This window comes from Bacillus sp. Marseille-Q3570, from assembly GCF_946151055.1.
In the GTDB taxonomy this organism is placed as follows: domain Bacteria; phylum Bacillota; class Bacilli; order Bacillales; family Fictibacillaceae; genus Pseudalkalibacillus.
On the sequence record NZ_CAMGYZ010000012.1, the window covers coordinates 99,713 to 117,796 of the forward strand.

Genomic DNA, 18,084 nt, shown 5'->3' on the forward strand with positions numbered 1-18,084 from the left:
CCCTTTTCAAGGAAGCATTTGTGCTCCTGCGTCTACAAGAAAGTACTGTCGAAGCGAGCTTCCTCGTCGCATGCCTTGCGAGGAGATTATTCAGGTAGTAGGCACGCTGCTCCCGCAGAGTCTCGCACCTTGCTCTCCAATCAACTTGCACAAGGTGATTTATTATAAAATAACTCAAAAGCAACAATCTTTTGGAAAAGAGCCTTCAGCCTTATTAAATATTGGACTTATGAAAAAAGGCTTCGTGTGCTGTAGTTGGTTGCGCGAACCATTCTGCCACATTATCAGCAATCGACCGATCCTCCGCTCCTTGAACTAATAATTCAATGATATGTTGGGGAATCGGCTGGGTCATTGCATTGGTCCACTCTGTCACTTCTTTTACATAAAGTTGTACACGCTCCCAATAAGATTCCCCGACCCGGCTATCCCAGACTGTATCCTTATTTTCAATCAGAGTCTCATACAATTGCTCTGCACAATATGAGCTAAGGTTACATCCTTGACCAGTGATTGGATCATTCAAAAACACACTATCCCCGCAACCGACAACCAAACACTCATTAAAAGTTAAGTAAGGTTTTCTGATTTCCGGTTTGATAGCTACTTGAAGAAAAGCGCCTTCATCTGATAATGAAAAATTATCTTTATCAACACGTTTATATATATTAGGGAAAAAAGCTTCAAGGACTACTTTCATTCTGGCAGTGAATCCTTCACCACTTTTAATCCCTTTAAAGACATCGAGTTTTTGGTTCGGAATAGGCATAAGGAAAAGAATGGTAACCTGTCCTGCTTCAGTCATTGCGGGGATTTCGAACATTTCACCTATCTCTGGAAGGATTGTGACGTTTACACCTAGGGGTTTTTCGGGCGTAACCCCGTTGAAATATCCTACTGCACATTTTCGTTGTGGCTGGTGAAATGGTGACAATGTTGTATCAAGAGGAAAGGAAAATAGAGGACCAGATTTACCAGAACAATCAATGATCAAGTCAAATTCGCTAGTAAGTGCTCTAAGTTGTTCTTCATCAACTTTATCATTGCGAAACGCTACACCTTTTTCTTTAAGATCCTCTAAACAATGTGAGAAATAAAGACGCTGATCTATTGATGAAGCCGATTCATTCAACTTGCCGACAAATAGTTTTTGTTCTCCGACTGTGATATGTATGCTTTCAAGAAGAGGGGGCGTTACCCATTCAGGCATATCGAACCGTCTTTCACGTAAGCGAGTTGGTCCAAAGTGTACTTGTGTAGACATGATTCGTCCTTTACGGATTTCTTCAGGAAGACTCGAGTGAAAAACCGTCAAATCGAAATCATTCCTGAGTGCATAAGCAAGATGCAAACCTGCTGTTCCACTGCCGATAATACCTATTTTCTTTTTCAAGACCATCCGCTCCTTTAACTGGGTCAAAACAGAAGAATCCAAGACCCTATGATAGTCCCTAGTGTATTTCTAAGAGTAAATGCTGTAAATGCTTCAAATTGTTTATTTAATTGATCACTTTTTATCACTTCTTAAGAATCCTGGGATTATCAACATATTTAGTCTAGATTGGGTAAATTTTCCTTTCGATTAATAGTTGCCGAAATAATAGAAATCTTCTAAAAAAATGGATTGACAAACGTTCGAAATCCTTGTATGGTATTAGTTAACTTTATACGGAGAAACATCCTTATCGAGAGCAGGGGAGGAAATTGGTCCTATGAACCTGCAGCAACCTGTTATTTTCTTTTGAAAATAATAAGGTGCTACGTCCAACAGGCTTAATGTCTGACAGATGAGGAAGAGAAAAACAGCCTCTTCCTCTTGGAAGGGGTTTTTTCTGTTTTAAAGGATTGGATCTGTGGATTTTCAACTACAACAAAGGAGGCAACAGGATGACAACAGTAGGTTATTGGTTCATAGGATTTGCACTCGCTTATACGTTTTTATTGATCTTAGTCAGCCAGGTAGCGAGGAAACGTGCGAGGGATGGAAATGGTTTCTTCGTCGGTGGAAGAAGTTTCAATACATTTTTCGTCATGGTCTGTATCACCGGTCTCTTCTCCGGCTCTTCCTATATCGCCATTCTAGAACTCAGTTATCATACTGGAATTTCAGCAATTTGGTATGGAGTGGCGGAAACAGTACATGTCTTGATCATCGCTCTATTATTGATCGCCCCATTCAGAAAAAGAGCATTGGTAACCATCTCAGGATTGCTTGGTGATCGTTACGGTGAAAAGGTCCGCGGGGTGGCTGGAGCGATTACTGCATTCACGTTTCCAATGTGGTCAGTTGCAACTGCTCTGGCATTCGCTTCTGCACTTTCAGTATTTACAGGGGTTTCACTAGTTTTATCTGTTGCATTGACTGCATTATTGCTCTTCATTTATTTACAATTTGGAGGTATGTGGTCTGTCGGTTTCACACAAATGAGCAATGTCATCGTTTTTTTCATCATGCTGGCGATTGGTACGTATGCATTCTTCCTTAACCCTGGTATAGATGGCATCAATCGATTATTTACTGAAAAACCAGAGTATGCAGCGTGGGATACAGCTGGCCTCCAAACGATTTTGGCTTGGTTCGGGACATTCTTATTCAATGTGATTCTTGCTCAGGCTGCATTTCAGATGGCATTATCTTGTAAAACGCCTGAACAAGGACGTCGTGGTCTACTCTATGCTTCCCTTCTTGGTATTCCGTTGATTGCAGGAGCAGTCATTTTCGGATTATCAGCTGCACAGGTTGTTCCTGGTGAAGAACGCGGCTTGATTGCAGTCCCGCTCTATTTGATGGAAACGTTACCTGCACCGTTGGTAGGTCTATTTTTCTTAGGCTTTTGGGCAGCTGCATTAAGCTGGGGTGCACCTTGCCAGTTTTCAGGTGCTACAAGTCTTGGTCGAGATGTCGGAAAAGCGCTGAACCCTAAAGCTAACGAACTTCAGCTTGTCCTTTATACGAAATGGTCGTTATTGTTATTGACAGGTTTGATGGTCGGTTTCGCCCTTCTACGCTCTGAACAATCCGCATGGTGGAATGTTGTTGCCTGGGTAACCCGCAATTCCGCGACATTCGCACCTGTGGTTGCTGCTCTTTTCTGGCCCTTGGTTACGAGACGTGCAGCTTTGGTCTCGTTATTTACAGGAGCATTTTCCGGACTGCTCTGGTATCACCTCAGCGGTTGGGCAATCAATGATTTCTATTTGAATGTCCATCCAGTGTGGATAGGAATGACCTTCAATATCATCACCATTGTTACGATCAGTTTGATTGAAAACGCTGGGAGATGGGAATGGAGTGTCTCTTTCAATAGTCTTGGATTTTACACATTTGTTTTCGCGATCGGCCTGATTACTCTTTCAATTGTATCTTTCCCTCCCTTACACCAACACGGATTGATCGGTGTAGTCTTCTCGTTGATCGCAACCAGCCTTTTCATTTCTTGCATGAACTTTTTTAAAGAGAAAAAAAGGATTATACATGATCGAAAAGAGTGGCGCATAGGGTGATGAATATCAGGGTTACGGGGATGTCCGGAAGGTGTCTGATCACTTTTCTTTTTGGACATCCCCATTTTTTATTAATGAAACACCGTCATATCCAGACATAAAATACGTAAGGTTACAAAACCTATATAATGAAGGTAGTCATCATTTAAACTGACGAGGTTATCTATGACGAAAACAACGCTGATATCCATTAAGAAACATCTATTGGAAATATGTATCTTCCTTTGTCTCATACTTCCTCCAATAGGTGTTCTGTTACTATTGATCATTGGAAGTTACCATTTGCACCAGACTTGGAAAAATAGCGAGGGAATGATGTTGACCCCTGGCCTTTTCCTTCTTGCATGTATGTTCTTTTCATCATTTTGTGCCTCAATTGTTTTGGGAAATCTTTCGTATTTTTTAGTCCCAGCACTGATCATCGCTTACGCTGGAATTTATAAAAAAATCCAGAAAGATGGTGTCGAGAGAACTTTTGCAGCATATAAATGGATCACCATATTCGCAGGCGTATATTTCTACTGTTTGTACCCTTTCCAAGAAATTTTGATCAGTCCTACATACAAGAACTATATCACAGGGACAGCATTAGTTGGTCAGGCGGGGTTCCATGATTACCAGAGGTTGATCGGGGCTGCATATAATCCTAACTTTTCAGTGACATTGCTCCTTTTAGGATTATCATTCCTACTTGCAGAGTGTCTAAAAAACATAAGAAAAGAATGTTATTCCAGGGCTGCTTTTCAAGGAGTTATAACTTTGATCTTTATCCATGCTGTCTTTTTAACTGGATCCAGAGCGGGTTTTTCTGCAATGGTCGTCATTTTCCTTTTATTTTTATTTCGCTTGAATAGGATATTGACTTTCAGCCTGATGATCATTATCGGGTTGAATATAAACTTGATATTGGACTGGATGCCCCGGAATGAAAATCTTTTACAATCTGCGATAAGAAGAAAGGAAATTTGGAAAAATTCAATCCAGCTGTGGCAGGAAAATGCTTTGTTCGGGTTGACACCACTGGGATTTGGTAAAGAATATATTCTTCATTTCAACGAACATATCCCCCATGCCCACAACTTGATTTTAGGTATATTCACGGAATACGGAACTCTTGGAGGAACTGCTTTCCTGATCGTACTCTTCATCAATGTGTACAAGGGAATCTATCTTTATTTTACGAAACAAAACGTCAGGCAACTTGATACGCTCTTACTTTCACTCCCCGTGATCCTATTGACTGGTATTTTTGATTATGTGCTTTTCTCTCCGCAGATTGCGTTAATAGGAATCATTTTAATTGCGTACTGGGACAAATATACGGCAGGACTCCCCATTTGGAGTTCATGGATGTTAAGTATACCAAGATGGAGTGATCGGCTCTTCTATAAAAAGCGGGATTGGTGAGCAATAACGCACTTTATGGCTTTATTAATGTACTTTTTGGTTTTGAAAAAAATTTGCGACACTTCTGCGTGACAGATTAGCGGAGTGAATTTCTTACATTCAACACTAACAAAGCCATAAAAAAAGCATCAGACCTGAAAGTAGGATGAAGGTCTGGTGCTTCTCTATAAAATATTCACCAATAACGCCGATCTGTATGATTAGTTGTACCTCGATGCCATATTCAGATAACACGTATCAGAATCGATCCCTACTTTTTTCTTATAGATTTTTTGCAGAAATCGTTTCGATTGGTTTTGCGTTCCCATATTCAGGTTTTGGATGATTGATTGGTTTTGCCCACTTGACTCCATTAACCAGAACCCGCTGAATTTCTTTATGATGATACGTTGGATATGTCTCATGGCCTGGCCTGAAATAGAAAATCTTCCCTTGGCCCCGTCGATATGTACATCCGCTTCTGAAAACTTCTCCGCCTTCAAACCAGCTGATGAGTACCAGTTCGTCTGGTTTCGGTATATCGAAATGTTCGCCATACATTTCTTCTTTTTCTAATTCGATATATTCGCCAATTCCTTCAACGATTGGATGACTTGGGTCCACAACCCACATCCGCTCCTTTTCATCCGCTTCCCGCCATTTCAAATCACAGGTCGTCCCCATCAATGACTTGAAAATCTTAGAAAAATGACCGGAATGCAAAACGATTAGTCCCATTCCGTCAAGAACTCGTTGTTTCACCTTTTCTACCACATCGTCACTCACTTCGTCATGAGCAAGGTGACCCCACCAAAGCAAGACATCTGTCGAATTCAAAACTTCATCTGTCATTCCATGCTCCTCTTCTTCAAGTGTCGCCGTCCGTACATAAAACCCTTCCTTTTCCAAAACTTGCGCAATTTGACCGTGTATCCCCTCAGGATAGATTTCCCGGACTTTCTGATTCTTTTGTTCATGGCGATTTTCATTCCAAACGGTTACATTCATGAAAAACACTCCTTTTGTAGTTAAATACTCCTTTTTGCAGAATCTTCAGTTAGTCATAAGTGTATGCCTGAACGTACATGTTGTAAATGCCCCAAATTAATTAATTAATCTTTTTAGGAGGATTTGTTATATTTTACTGTTGATTTCAGGGGTGTGGTGAATTTCGATTCAATCAATTTCACCAAAAGCCACATATTAATTAACAAAGCCTTTTTATAAAATTATTAGGTTAAAGTTGTTAAACTCAGAGTATGTTGTAGTAAATGCTTAAGTTGAGGAGGCATTGTCATGTTGGATTGGATTTTCGGTAAAAAGTGTGCCATTTGCAAGAAAAAAGAAAGAAAATCTGTCAAATATATTGATGATCAAGGAAAGCACGTTGATATATGTTACCTATGTGTCCCATACGCAGAAAGGAGAGCTTATCGAAAAAGATAGACAAAAAATCGCGCATAAGTTCCTTAATCAATCCTTTAGAAGTTGAAAAATAATGATTTCACATAGAAAAAAGAAGGAGCAATACTCCTTCCTAAGCCTTACACATATCATTTTTCTTTAATCTTGTGAATATGCAGCTGCAATGACCATGAGATGGATCCAACAGATCATCTTGCCCGCTTTTAAAATTCTCGGTGTCGCTTCCATATCTACTAGAGACGTTTTTTGGTACTAGCAAACACCGCAAACGATAGACATAATAGAATAGCCTGTTGTGAGATCACCAACAGTCATTAGATTTGTCTTTGCGATGTTTCATTACCTTCCTATGTGTACTAGTCTCTGAGTCAAAACAGAACTTTGCAAAGGATTTGTGCTGTTTCTTATTACTTTTGAATTTCACACGACAGCTGGAACAATCACTCTTATCTTTTTTTTCGTAATAGCTCAATATTTTCACTCCTTTCCTTATTATTAATTTATTCAGGCTCGTCCTTTCCCGTTTGTACCTTTGAGTATGTTATAAGCACATTTTCATACAAAAAAACAGTTCAATGAGATGATTCTTAAGTAACTCTATCATTTCTAATACTTTCATATAGGAATAAGTACTTTTTATAAAGAAAAGCCACTTCTTTAGCGAAGAGGCTTTTCTTTCATATATGTTTTGAATGTCTTTTTAACTTTCGGAACAACGTAATGGCTGCCGTCTTTATCCTGTACATCCTCGATCATCATAGAAATAAGCAGTTTCGGCTGTTTTTGATCAAATGCTACAAACCAGCCGTTTTCTTTCCCTTTCTCACCTACTTTTGATTTTAACTCAGCTGTTCCTGTTTTACCCGCAAGCATGTTTCCTTCTAGAGGGGGATCATATCCCGTTCCCCTTTCATCTTCTACCACTTTTACGAGCGAGCTGCGAATCCGCGTAGCGGTCTCTGGTGAAATGACATTTTCCTTCCACACCTTTGGTTTAGGATTTTCTTCTTTAATCAATTTAGGGGCAATCAAATCCCCGTCATTGATAAATGGAGTATAGGATATCCCAAGGTGAAGAATGTTCATTTCGACTCTTCCTTGTCCATAACCTGTATCGGCAAGCATTCCTTCTGAGTCAATAGCCTCTTTTGTCAATGAAGAGTTCTCGAAATCTAAATCAAACGGCATATCCTCATTAAAACCGAATTTTTCAGCACCCTTCACCATCTCTTGTTTTCCAATTGCAAGAGCCGCCTGAGCAAAATAAATATTATCAGAATAGATCATTGCTTTTTCCAAATCCACATTTACAGAAGGGATTTCAGTAACCCTCGTAACAAACTTCTTATCCCAGGATTCATCTTTCTGCCATTTCTTTCCCGAAATCTTTACTTCCTTATTTGGGTTAAGCTTATGCGTTTCTAATCCAATCGCAGCGGTAATCGGTTTAAATGTGGAACCCGGAGCGAAAGTATAGGCAAAACGGTTTAACAGCGGCTGTTTCGAGTTCTTTTCTAATTGTTGATACCGTGAACTGTGTATTCCTAGAACAAAATCATTCGGATCGAATCCCGGGCTATTTACCAGCGCCAAAACCTCACCAGTTAGGGGATTGATTGCTGAAGCTGTACCAGTATCTTTTTTCATCTGCTTATAAAGATTCCTTTGCAGGTTCATGTCAACATTTAGTGTGACGGGTTTACCGTCAACAGCTTCTTTTTTCGCGAGTACTCTTTTTTCATTCTCTGCCTTATCTACAATCCGGATGGTTCCTCCACTTTTCCCTCTAAGCTGTTTTTCATAAAATTTCTCTAGACCTCTTTTCCCGATGACATCGGTAGATTGATAGCCTTCGGATTCGAGTTTCTCCAGTTCTTCCGCCATAATCGGCTGCACGAAACCTGTTAAATGTGATGCAGCTTCTTTGTACGGATATACGCGGGTTTCAAGCGACTGACTGCTTATACCTTTAATTTTCAAGATTTTTTCAAGCCGGGGATCATCTTTCGCAATCGTTTTTATCGGAACGAAAGACTCTGGCTTTACCCATGAAGCATTTAATGCTTTATCGATGCGCTTTTTCTCTATATCAAGTTCTTTTGCTAGCTGTTGTTTGCTGTCATCGCCATTCCCGGGAAGATCCTGCGGTACAATGCCGATCCGTTGTGCCATGCCATTTACGGCGAGTCCTTTTCCATTCCTATCGAAAATTTCGCCTCGTTTTGCTTTATTGGTTTGAACTCTAACCTTATCCCCCTTTTCCATACCGGGGAAAATCTGCGAATGATCCCAATTTACAAACCAGTTTTCCTTGTTATCTTTTTCTTGACTTTCCATTTTTATTTTATGTTTGTATTGAATAGGACCAGCCAATGTATCCATTTTTACTATGTATGTGTATGTCACATTTCCATTTCTGTCTGTTTCCGGTTCTTTTTTTGGAATAACCGGTTTTATGGATATATTTCGTGCATTGATTCCGTCATAAATCGCAGTATATTTGTTCACGAATTCATCTTTTGTCGTTTCCTTTTTGCTCTTATCGGAAAGCATGGAGTACATATTATCAAATTTCATAGATTCCCAGTTTTTCATATACTCAGTTATTCTGGGGTCTGGATTTGGGCTTTCCGAACATCCTGCAATCATGATGAAAATAAAGGCAATACAAAGGATTTCTATTTTATGTCTCAAGGGGTTCCCTCCTGTCTTCCTATCTAATTCCCTATTTAAAAATAACCTTAACCATAGCATTCAATTCTACTTAAGAAACTTTTGGTTTTGGCCCATTTTCACATCACATATGCATCCTTTAATACAACTTCGTTTAAAAATCAGAAAATCTGCCTTGTTCATCATTTAGAAGGTCCATATTGTATAAATTGAGAGCAAAATGTGTTGTGTTCTGGATCTTAAACGTTATTGTTACGAAACTTTTATTACTATACTTTTCTTCCTTATGGTTGATTTTAAGGGGACCGGTCATTTCCTTTTGTTTCAGCGAAGACCAGAAAGGACAACATATAAACTCATGCGGTCCACCCACTCGAAGCAAGTGGGATATTGAATATGCAGAGGAAAGAGTGGAACACGGCAATAAACAAACCACTGTGAGGCATACCAAAAGATGTCGGGATATCTAACGGGTACGAGCGTAATTTCGAAATAGCTGGAAGGATAGATGCTTCCCGCTAAGAGGATCAGCGATAAAAAGCGAATAATCCACATGAGCCGACTAACTCAATGGTGGATTATTTTTCAGCACCACCCCCAATCTACTGGGAGTGTGTTGGACAACCCTTGTGAAATCCTATTCAATAACAGTTTCAAGCTGAGTTGTAATAAATACAGTCTATTTTTAATTTTTTGGTATATATTTCATGAAGATGAATCGTATGAGGAAACCTGTAATCAATCCAGGGATTACAAATAACATCGGTAACCAAACTGGTCCCCATAACGTATCAAAAATAGTTATCCTAGAGGAATAGATCAAACCGACAGTCACCCAGTAGGCTGCAAAAACAAAAGGGAAAAAGGAATAGGGCATTTTACCACCTCCAGCATCCTTAAACGCATCCCACATCGCAAAGAAATATAAACATGGATAAAACATCAGCCACCCATAATCAGCTTGCTGGATTGCTTGTTCGATTTCACCGTGGAAACTTAAAACAATGATTTCATTAAAGTTGGATTGGACGTTGATCAAAAATTCCAATGAAATGAATAGTAACCCTTTGAGAAACTTACCGTTTAGAATTTGGCCAAAACCCGGTAACGCAATACTCCAAAAAAGGTTTTCATACTTATTATTCCTGCTCATATGATCCGTCCAAGTTGTCATTGCTGATCGTTTTTCCATTCACTGCTTTATCCCCCTCGTACTAGAATCACTTAAGGAATTAAGCGATATTACCCTAAGATTATAAGAAGGCCATTCATATGTTCGTGTAGTCAAACATTTTTAAAGTTAGATTCACTGTCAACCCTTTGCTCCCTTATTCTCTGATCAACTGATCATGATCAGGAGTATGCGGCGGCTCTTCAAGCCATCCATTCTCAATCATAATGTTTGCCCCGTCTTCGGCATATAACGAAATTTCCGCCAAAAGCCGAGCATATTTCAACCCAACATCCTTTCTTGGACTAGCTCCCATTGCTGCTCCATATTTTGCTATACCTCCTGCGGCCATAGATGTCACAAGGAACATCATTAACTTATCGGAGAATGGAGCAACCTTTGAATTGGATACGCCGGAATCCCATAGCATAGGGGCTGGCAGGTCTTCCTGGGTTAAAATCTGTTTTAAAACTTTAATCTGCTTACTGGAAATTTCTTCTCCTCTTAAGAAATATCGTTTTACTTTTTCACTCCTGGCAACTTGGGCAAATGCCAGCAAAGTCTCTCTAGCAAGTAAGTTTGTTTCGTTTGTCAAGAACAAATGGGACATTTCAAGCACCGTCAATGGTCGCTGTTTACCTGCCAGATTTCCTAAAAAGCTTTGATTTGTAACGAACTCCGCTTGATCAGGTACTGGAATATAAGGGGGACGGATATATAGTCCTTTCTCCAATAGGACTTCTTTTATCTCTACTTGCAATTGAACAGCGTCATTCAGGAGCTTTTCATGAAAAGCTATGAGATCATAACGGCTGCTAAGTCCAATGGCCAACGTATCTGCAGTCATTTGAGCAATGGTCAAATCTTTGAGGTTTTGAATACAGTAAAGGTCAGAAAATAAACGAGGGGCATCTAAGTTTACATCTTCCTTTGAAAATCCAGTTGGAACCGGAAAATTTTCTTTTTCGAACAAATCAGCCATATAGGCAAGATATTCTTCTGTAGATCGAATTCCGGAATCAATAATCTTAGAGAAATCACGATTTTCTACGATTGCGGAAAAATATTTCAAAACACACAATCTTGAGGTATCCTTGACATATTGGCTCCATAAACTAGCCATCTCTGCAGAACTTAAACGGGTTTCATGATTCATAACCATCGTAATTGCCCCCTTACCTTACTAATTGATTCCGATCAGGAGCATGAGGCGGTTTTTCCAACCAACCGTGGTCAATCATGATGTTAGCTCCGTCTTCCGCAAAAAGTGAGATTTCCATCAATAGTCTGGAATATTTCAATCCAATGTCTTTTCTCGGGCTGACCGAGATGGCTGTCCCATAATTCCCAACTCCGGCAGCTATCATAGCTGTTACGTGATACATGATCAGTTTATCTGAAAATGTCGGAATGGTTGAGTCGGTTACAGCTAAGTCCCAACTCATGGTAGCTGGAGAATGATCGTCAAGTAAGATTTCACTGAAAATGTTGACATGTTTTTCTGCAATCTGTTTTCCACGTATCAAAAATTCCTTCACTTTCTTCCGTTTGGCAACCTGCGCAAATGCGATCATCATTTGTTTTCCAACGATATTCGTTTCAATATTCAAAAACAAATGGGACATTTCAATGGTTGTCAATGGTCGTTGCTCTCCCCAAACTTTCCCTAAAAAGTTTTGTTTAGAAACAAAGTCAACTTCATCTGGTGTTGAGATATAAGGTGGACGGACGTAAACTCCTTTTTCCATCATCACTTCCTTCGTCGCTTTATGTAATTTTACCGCATCAGCAAGAACTCTTTTATGAAAAGAAACGATATCAGAACGAGCCCCCAATCCGATTGCAAGACTACTTGCTGCCATACCTAGGATCGACATATTCTTCAGGTAGGATAGAAAGAAAAGATCAGAAAACAAACGAGGGGCTTCTAAATTGACATCTTTTTTTGAAAACCCGACAGGAGTGGGGAAATTTTCATGTTCAAAGAGCTTCTGAAGAAATTCAATATGATTTTTACTAGAAGAAAAGGCCAGTTCAAGTACAGTGCGAATCTGGTTGTCCTCAACGGTCATTAAAAAATACGCTAAGACACTTCTTGCAGCAGTATCATTTACATACTGTCCCCAGAGCCCTGCCATCTCAGCAGATGTTAATTGTGTATCATGATTATTGTCCATAAAAAACCACTCCCTTCATGCTGTGAGTACAGACATTTATATGATTTTCCAACACCCTGAAATTATTCCATGATTTTGTAATATACGGATTACGTAATACATGGAAAGTGTCCCAAAACCCTTATTTCCATCGGCCTCCATTCAAAACGAAATTAATCATCAAATTCAAATAGAAAAAGCCCAAAACCTTCGCGTATCTTAGCCTTTTACGGCTGTGTAAAAACAACCTGTTTAATTAGAGGAACTAAGCAGTGTAAAGGTGTCTCGTTCCGTTTTTCTAAAGTATTCGGATAATTTACCCACAAATAAGTAGTGCCAAGGGTTTAGAGGAATTAGTATAGTTGGATATTTTGTTCGCGTTCCCAAGGGTGGACTTGAGTGCAGAAAAATCAAAACCACCAGTGTAAACTGGTGATTTGCTCTCTGCATGCGTAAAGGCACGGCTGAATATTTTTGGTTCTGGGAAAAAACCGGACGCCCCGTAACAACGGGACGTCCGCTCATTTAAACCTACTCTTCTCCCAGATCCGTTACCGCACCTTTTGAGGCGCAGGATACAAGTCTTGCATATTTGTTCAGCACGCCGCGGGAGTAGCGTAGCGGCGGTGCCTGCCAGTCTGCGAGGCGGACTGTCATTTCTTCTGGGCCCACATCAACGTTCAGCTCCTGTGTTTCACTGTCGATGGTCACCAAGTCGCCTTCTTTCAATAAAGCAATCGGACCGCCCACCTGTGCTTCAGGTGCTACGTGGCCAACAACAAGACCATGGGTTCCTCCTGAGAAACGACCGTCAGTTAACAAACCGATTTTCTCTCCAAGTCCTTTACCGATGATGATTGCTGAGATGGAGAGCATCTCGCTCATTCCCGGACCGCCTTTAGGACCGGCATAGCGGATCACCAGCACGTCCCCCGGATTGATCTGATTCGCCAATACCGCTTCTGTCGCCTCTTTTTCCGAATCAAATACCCGGGCGGGACCGGTGAGTTTGCTTACTTTCAGTCCGCTCATCTTGGCAACAGCTCCAGCAGGTGCAAGGTTCCCTTTTAATACATATAGTGGACCACATTCCTTAAACGGCTCGCTTACAGGACGGATTATTTCCTGGCCTTCGTGCAGCGGAGGAACTTCCGCCAGGTTCTCTGCCAGTGTTTTACCCGTAACCGTGAGACAGTCACCGCTCAAAAGCCCTTCCTCAAGAAGTAGCTTCATTACAGCGGAAACACCGCCTACCTGGTGAAGATTTTCCATGACGTATTTTCCGCTCGGCTTCAGGTCCGCAATGTGCGGTACACGCTCGCGGATACGCTCAAAGTCGTCATACGAGAGGTCCACATCAACCGAGTGAGCCATCGCCAGCAGATGAAGGAAGGCGTTTGTAGATCCACCCAGTGCCATAACAACCGTAATGGCATTTTCAAATGCCTCTTTTGTCATAATGTCCCGCGGATAGATTTCTTTTACGAAGAAGTTCCACAACAGCGTCGCCTGCTTTGTAGCAGTCTTCCTGCTTGTTGCCGCTCTCTGCCGGGTTTGACGCGCTGCCGGGAAGGCTCATTCCGAGGGCTTCAATAGCGGACGCCATCGTGTTTGCTGTGTACATGCCTCCGCATGAACCAGCGCCCGGACAGGCATGACATTCGATGTCGTGAAGTCCGTCCTTATCCATGGATCCTGCGTTATGTTTACCGACCGCTTCAAATACAGAAACGATGTCGATGTCTTTATCCTCTCTTGATTTACCTGGTGAAATTGTACCACCGTATACAAATACAGCGGGTAAATTTAAGCGACCGATGGCAATCATACAGCCTGGCATATTTTTATCACAGCCACCGATAGCCACAACTCCGTCAAGGCGCTCGGCTCCTACTACGGTTTCAATGGAGTCCGCGATTACTTCCCGGCTCGGAAGGGAATAGCGCATGCCTTCGTGTCCCATGGAAATGCCGTCAGCAACGGTGATGGTGTTAAAAATCATCGGTGCTCCTCCACCATCGCGGGCTCCGCGTTTTGCTTCAATGGCGAGTTTGTCTATATGTACGTTGCAGGGTGTAACCTCGCTCCACGTACTGGCAACACCGATCATCGGCTTTTGAAAGTCCTCGTCTTCAAATCCTACTGCTCTGAGCATCGCCCGGTTCGGCGAGCGGTTGTCCCCTTCACTGATGTCTTTACTGCGTATTCTCAGATCTTTGTCTGCCATTATTCAAACTCCTCTCTCGTACTGTGCAGATTGAAAGTTTTAGATGAATTATCTCCACTTTATACAGAAATAAATAATATTTCTATATTAATTAAAAATTCATAGTAATTTTCTTCACTTCGTTTTTTGGACAGAAATACATAGATTTGGTTGAACTAAGGGAACTTTTGGATACCGCCACGATCTGTTTGCCGTACCACTTTACTTTGTATTCAAGCATGGAACGGAATGTTGACCAACTCACTTCACTGATGGCTTTGGCGAGGTTGTGGTTCTTAAATATATGGGATACCTGCAAATCTTCCATACCAATAAGGTCGTGGTATTTGACAATATGGGTAGAGATTTTATGAAGATAATCGTTTCCCGTATTTGCAATTTTTTCGTGCATTCGAGCAATTTCAATCCGTTGCTTATGCCAATTCGAAGAGCCTTTTTGACGTCTGGATAGAACTTGTTGTGCTTTCTCCAGTTTTTTCTAAGGTTCGAAAAAACGCAGGGTTCCCATACACCGTTCCGTCTGACAATATGGCAATGTCTTTTAGTCCGACATCAATCCCACTGACGAGTTGGTTTTAGACCAATTGCCTACTTATGTTTCAACCAAAATGAACTTCTCACCGGCTTATAAAGTTATTCAAAGATAAAAACCCTCAACACCAATAGTGCCAAGGGTTTATCAGTTTAGTATAATTGGATATATTGTTCGCGTTCCCAAGGGTGTACTTGTGTACGGAACATATCTCCCACAATCATATCCCCTCAAAACGTATCAAAAAGTGCTGTAAAATCAGACTTTTATGTTTATTAATATTAAAAGGAATCATATCTTTTGAAATTATTTTGGTCACATTTTGGTCAAGATTTTGGTCAATCATCTTACCTTCTAAATGGATTAAGATAGTGATTTGTAAAAATCAGAATCCTTTATTAAAGCCTTTTAAGTAAACTAGTTGAACCTTCCATCTCGAACTTGATTAAAAAGCGCTTTTAAACCCTTTTTTACTTTTGTAAAAACGTTAACTAAATTAAATTCTTATTCGACAGAATGAGGATTAAACGCATAGCTCAAATTATGAACAGGGTAAAAAGAACAATTTATAATAAAGGTGAAAATAGGCGTGCTCCTTGCTCGATTATGCGCTGAGGTATTGATCGTTGTACCAGATCATCGACCTTCAACAAAAATGAATCATTAAGATCGAGTTCGAATTGCTCTGTTAGGTCCTCAACCACATCAGCACTGTAAATGACTTCACACGTCTCATAATTCAGACGGAAACTTCTCATATCCCAGTTTGCAGCACCAACAACCGCGACTTCCCCATCAATGACCATCTGTTTTGCATGTAGCATACCTTTGTTGTACTCGTAGATATGGACACCTGCCTCTATCAATTCTCCATAATAAGTCCGTTTAGCATATCCCACGATTTTATTTTCTATATGTCGAGGTACCAGTAATCTTACACGTACTCCCCGTGCCACGGCTGTTTTGATCGCCATTAGAATGTCTTCCTCAGGAATGAAAAAAGGGGTGGTTATATCAATGGTCCGGTTCGCCTGAGTCAGGCAAATGAAATAGGTTGTTCGGATGATAGTGGTCGGGATTCCTGGATTGCCTTCCAGTGTCTGGACATAAGCTTTGTGCAACGATTCATTACTTCGATGTGTTTCATCTATCCTATCAAATTCAGCACCCAATTCTGTTAATAAATTGGAATGTGCTTCCTTGACAGAAGGTACCTTTTGTGGAGAGGTTTTTGCATCCCCACGATTTTTCTTTCGTCCCGGTGTGGCGATTCTCCAATGGGCGTCGAAAATCGTTTGTAAATCTTCCGAAGCTTCACCTTCAATGCGCAAATGGGTGTCACGCCAGAACCCTACATCCGGCTTCAAACCTGTATACTCATACCCCACGTTGATTCCACCTGTAAAAGCTTTTTCCCCATCAATCATTACATTTTTACAATGATCTCGGTAATTCCAATTTGAAAGGATCCAAGGGAATCGTAATGGAAAGATCGTCCGGCATTCAATCCCTGCCTCCATCATCCGCTTGATTTGATTTCGGGGGAAATTCCAGCTACCCAAACCATCTCTCACAAAACGGACCCGAACACCGGATTTCGCCTGTTCCACCAGAACATTCGTTATCTTTCTGCCAATTTGGTCATCACGGTAGATGAAGTATTCCATATCAATCGTATTTTGGGCGTTCTTTAGGGATTCGATGAGTTCTTCATAAGTTTTAATTCCATTTATCAGGATTTGCACTCGGCTAGCACGAAGCCCATGAATGCTGAACTGGTTTAAGGCGTCAGCGATGACTGAGGCAGAGCGGTTGAATGAATCAGGGAGGTTAGTCGATTCATTCACATCAGAAGTAAGTCTTTTACGGCGAATACCTAAAGGATTTGCAGAACTGAGATAAAGACCGAAAGCAATGAAAGGTAAAATAAGGCTTAAGGCAAGCCAATTCAACGCCTTCGAAGGTCGGCGAACCTCACGTATTGCGATGATCAACATAAATAACATATTCACAAGACAGAGTCCGAGAATCCATTCCAAAAAATATTCCTCCTTTAAAAAATCCGATAATAAATACATTTTTATTGTCTATTTAGGACTTATACAAATGCCTTCATTATTGTTCCATTCAGCATGAAATATACCTTTTTCATTGTTATGACCTGTTGAAGCCAACACATTATCCAACCATTGACGGTCAAATCCGCGTTCGGCTAAATTATCCCATAATATTTCACCATCAATAATCAAGGTTGTTGGCAGGTCTACCAGTTCTTCTGGGAGATTGAGATCTTGCTTATCTGGTTTTTGATATTTTGATTTTAGTAAGGTACTGATTTGACCATTAGGTTCCAATATGCCATATTTGACTTCACTTACTGAAAAAACGTCATTTTGTCGCAGTAAGCTCAATATTTGATTCACATCCAATTTGTTCTTTTGGGCTATCTTTCGATCAATTTTTCCGTCCCTTATGATAATTGCAGGATTGCCTACTAATAGAGAGCGTGTCGATTTTATTTTCAACGTTATAATCTCTACCAACAACATAAGAAGTGTCCACAAACCAACCGCATATAAATAAGGAATAATTCCCATCCGATCCTTATAAATAGAGTTTCCTAAAAGATCTCCAAGCAATAAAACAAATACTAAATGAAAAGGTGTCAACTGATAAATAGATGTCTTGCCTGTTACAATAATGATAAAAAATAAAGTCACAAAGCCTACTACAACTTTAATCGTCAATAGACCTAAATGAATATCATCCAAGTTGCCTACCTCCCGATGATTTTGTCTTTATTTTGGCAAAAGTTATGAAAAGATATTCAAGAACTGTCGAATACTTCTGCAGGAATAAATTTCAATTAATAATTATGACGTAATTAACTTTATTCCAAACAATGAACCAATCGGTATTGCTGAAAATGTTATGCTAGTTATCAGAACAATGTTTTACATAATAGTAGTATAATTAATACGATTTTTAATTTATCCATCCTTTTCGTCTT

General features: G+C 40.4%; 10 protein-coding genes, 2 pseudogenes and 1 riboswitch. Of the genes and pseudogenes, 2 read left to right on the forward strand and 10 right to left on the reverse strand.

Annotation, left to right across the window (positions count from 1 at the left end; translation table 11 throughout):
* Positions 1-214: 214 nt before the first annotated feature.
* Entirely contained in the window at positions 215-1,399 is a 1,185-nt protein-coding gene (locus N8M93_RS16785) for a styrene monooxygenase/indole monooxygenase family protein (RefSeq protein ID WP_261133795.1), read from the reverse strand.
* A 280-nt stretch (positions 1,400-1,679) separates the two neighbouring features.
* A riboswitch (SAM riboswitch) is annotated at positions 1,680-1,794 on the forward strand.
* A 93-nt stretch (positions 1,795-1,887) separates the two neighbouring features.
* Between N8M93_RS16785 and N8M93_RS16790 the strand changes: the two genes are divergently transcribed.
* Both N8M93_RS16790 and N8M93_RS16795 read left to right on the forward strand, forming a co-directional pair.
* Positions 1,888-3,504 (forward strand): sodium:solute symporter, encoded by a 1,617-nt coding sequence (locus tag N8M93_RS16790; RefSeq protein ID WP_261133765.1) that lies wholly within the window; start codon positions 1,888-1,890, stop codon positions 3,502-3,504.
* A gap of 165 nt (positions 3,505-3,669) precedes the next feature.
* Positions 3,670-4,911 carry an O-antigen ligase gene (locus N8M93_RS16795; RefSeq protein WP_261133767.1) on the forward strand — a complete coding sequence of 414 codons (1,242 nt, stop codon included), beginning with the start codon at positions 3,670-3,672 and terminating at the stop codon, positions 4,909-4,911.
* A 261-nt stretch (positions 4,912-5,172) separates the two neighbouring features.
* On the opposite strand, the gene N8M93_RS16800 is transcribed toward N8M93_RS16795, so the two are convergent.
* The 9 genes and pseudogenes from N8M93_RS16800 to N8M93_RS16840 all read right to left on the reverse strand — a co-directional run bounded on the left by N8M93_RS16800 (position 5,173) and on the right by N8M93_RS16840 (position 17,845).
* Entirely contained in the window at positions 5,173-5,898 is a 726-nt protein-coding gene (locus N8M93_RS16800) for a ThuA domain-containing protein (protein WP_261133768.1), read from the reverse strand.
* Between the two features lie 1,074 nt (positions 5,899-6,972).
* Entirely contained in the window at positions 6,973-9,009 is a 2,037-nt protein-coding gene (locus N8M93_RS16805; protein ID WP_261133769.1) for a penicillin-binding transpeptidase domain-containing protein, read from the reverse strand.
* A gap of 664 nt (positions 9,010-9,673) precedes the next feature.
* Positions 9,674-10,180 carry a hypothetical protein gene (locus N8M93_RS16810; protein WP_396125646.1) on the reverse strand — a complete coding sequence of 169 codons (507 nt, stop codon included), beginning with the start codon at positions 10,178-10,180 and terminating at the stop codon, positions 9,674-9,676.
* A 136-nt stretch (positions 10,181-10,316) separates the two neighbouring features.
* A complete protein-coding gene (locus N8M93_RS16815) occupies positions 10,317-11,321 on the reverse strand; it encodes a DUF3231 family protein (protein ID WP_261133770.1) in 1,005 nt (334 codons plus the stop codon).
* A 13-nt stretch (positions 11,322-11,334) separates the two neighbouring features.
* Entirely contained in the window at positions 11,335-12,336 is a 1,002-nt protein-coding gene (locus tag N8M93_RS16820) for a DUF3231 family protein (protein WP_261133771.1), read from the reverse strand.
* 510 nt (positions 12,337-12,846) lie between these two features.
* A pseudogene (ilvD, locus tag N8M93_RS16825) lies at positions 12,847-14,542 on the reverse strand (dihydroxy-acid dehydratase).
* A 151-nt stretch (positions 14,543-14,693) separates the two neighbouring features.
* Positions 14,694-15,102, reverse strand: a pseudogene (locus tag N8M93_RS16830) (RNA-guided endonuclease TnpB family protein); the annotation flags it as partial.
* Positions 15,103-15,640: 538 nt separating this feature from the next.
* On the reverse strand, positions 15,641-17,113 hold the full coding sequence (locus tag N8M93_RS16835) for a phospholipase D-like domain-containing protein (RefSeq protein WP_261133772.1): 1,473 nt from the start codon (positions 17,111-17,113) through the stop codon (positions 15,641-15,643).
* Positions 17,114-17,161: 48 nt separating this feature from the next.
* A complete protein-coding gene (locus tag N8M93_RS16840) occupies positions 17,162-17,845 on the reverse strand; it encodes a DUF421 domain-containing protein (RefSeq protein ID WP_261133773.1) in 684 nt (227 codons plus the stop codon).
* Positions 17,846-18,084: the final 239 nt, after the last annotated feature.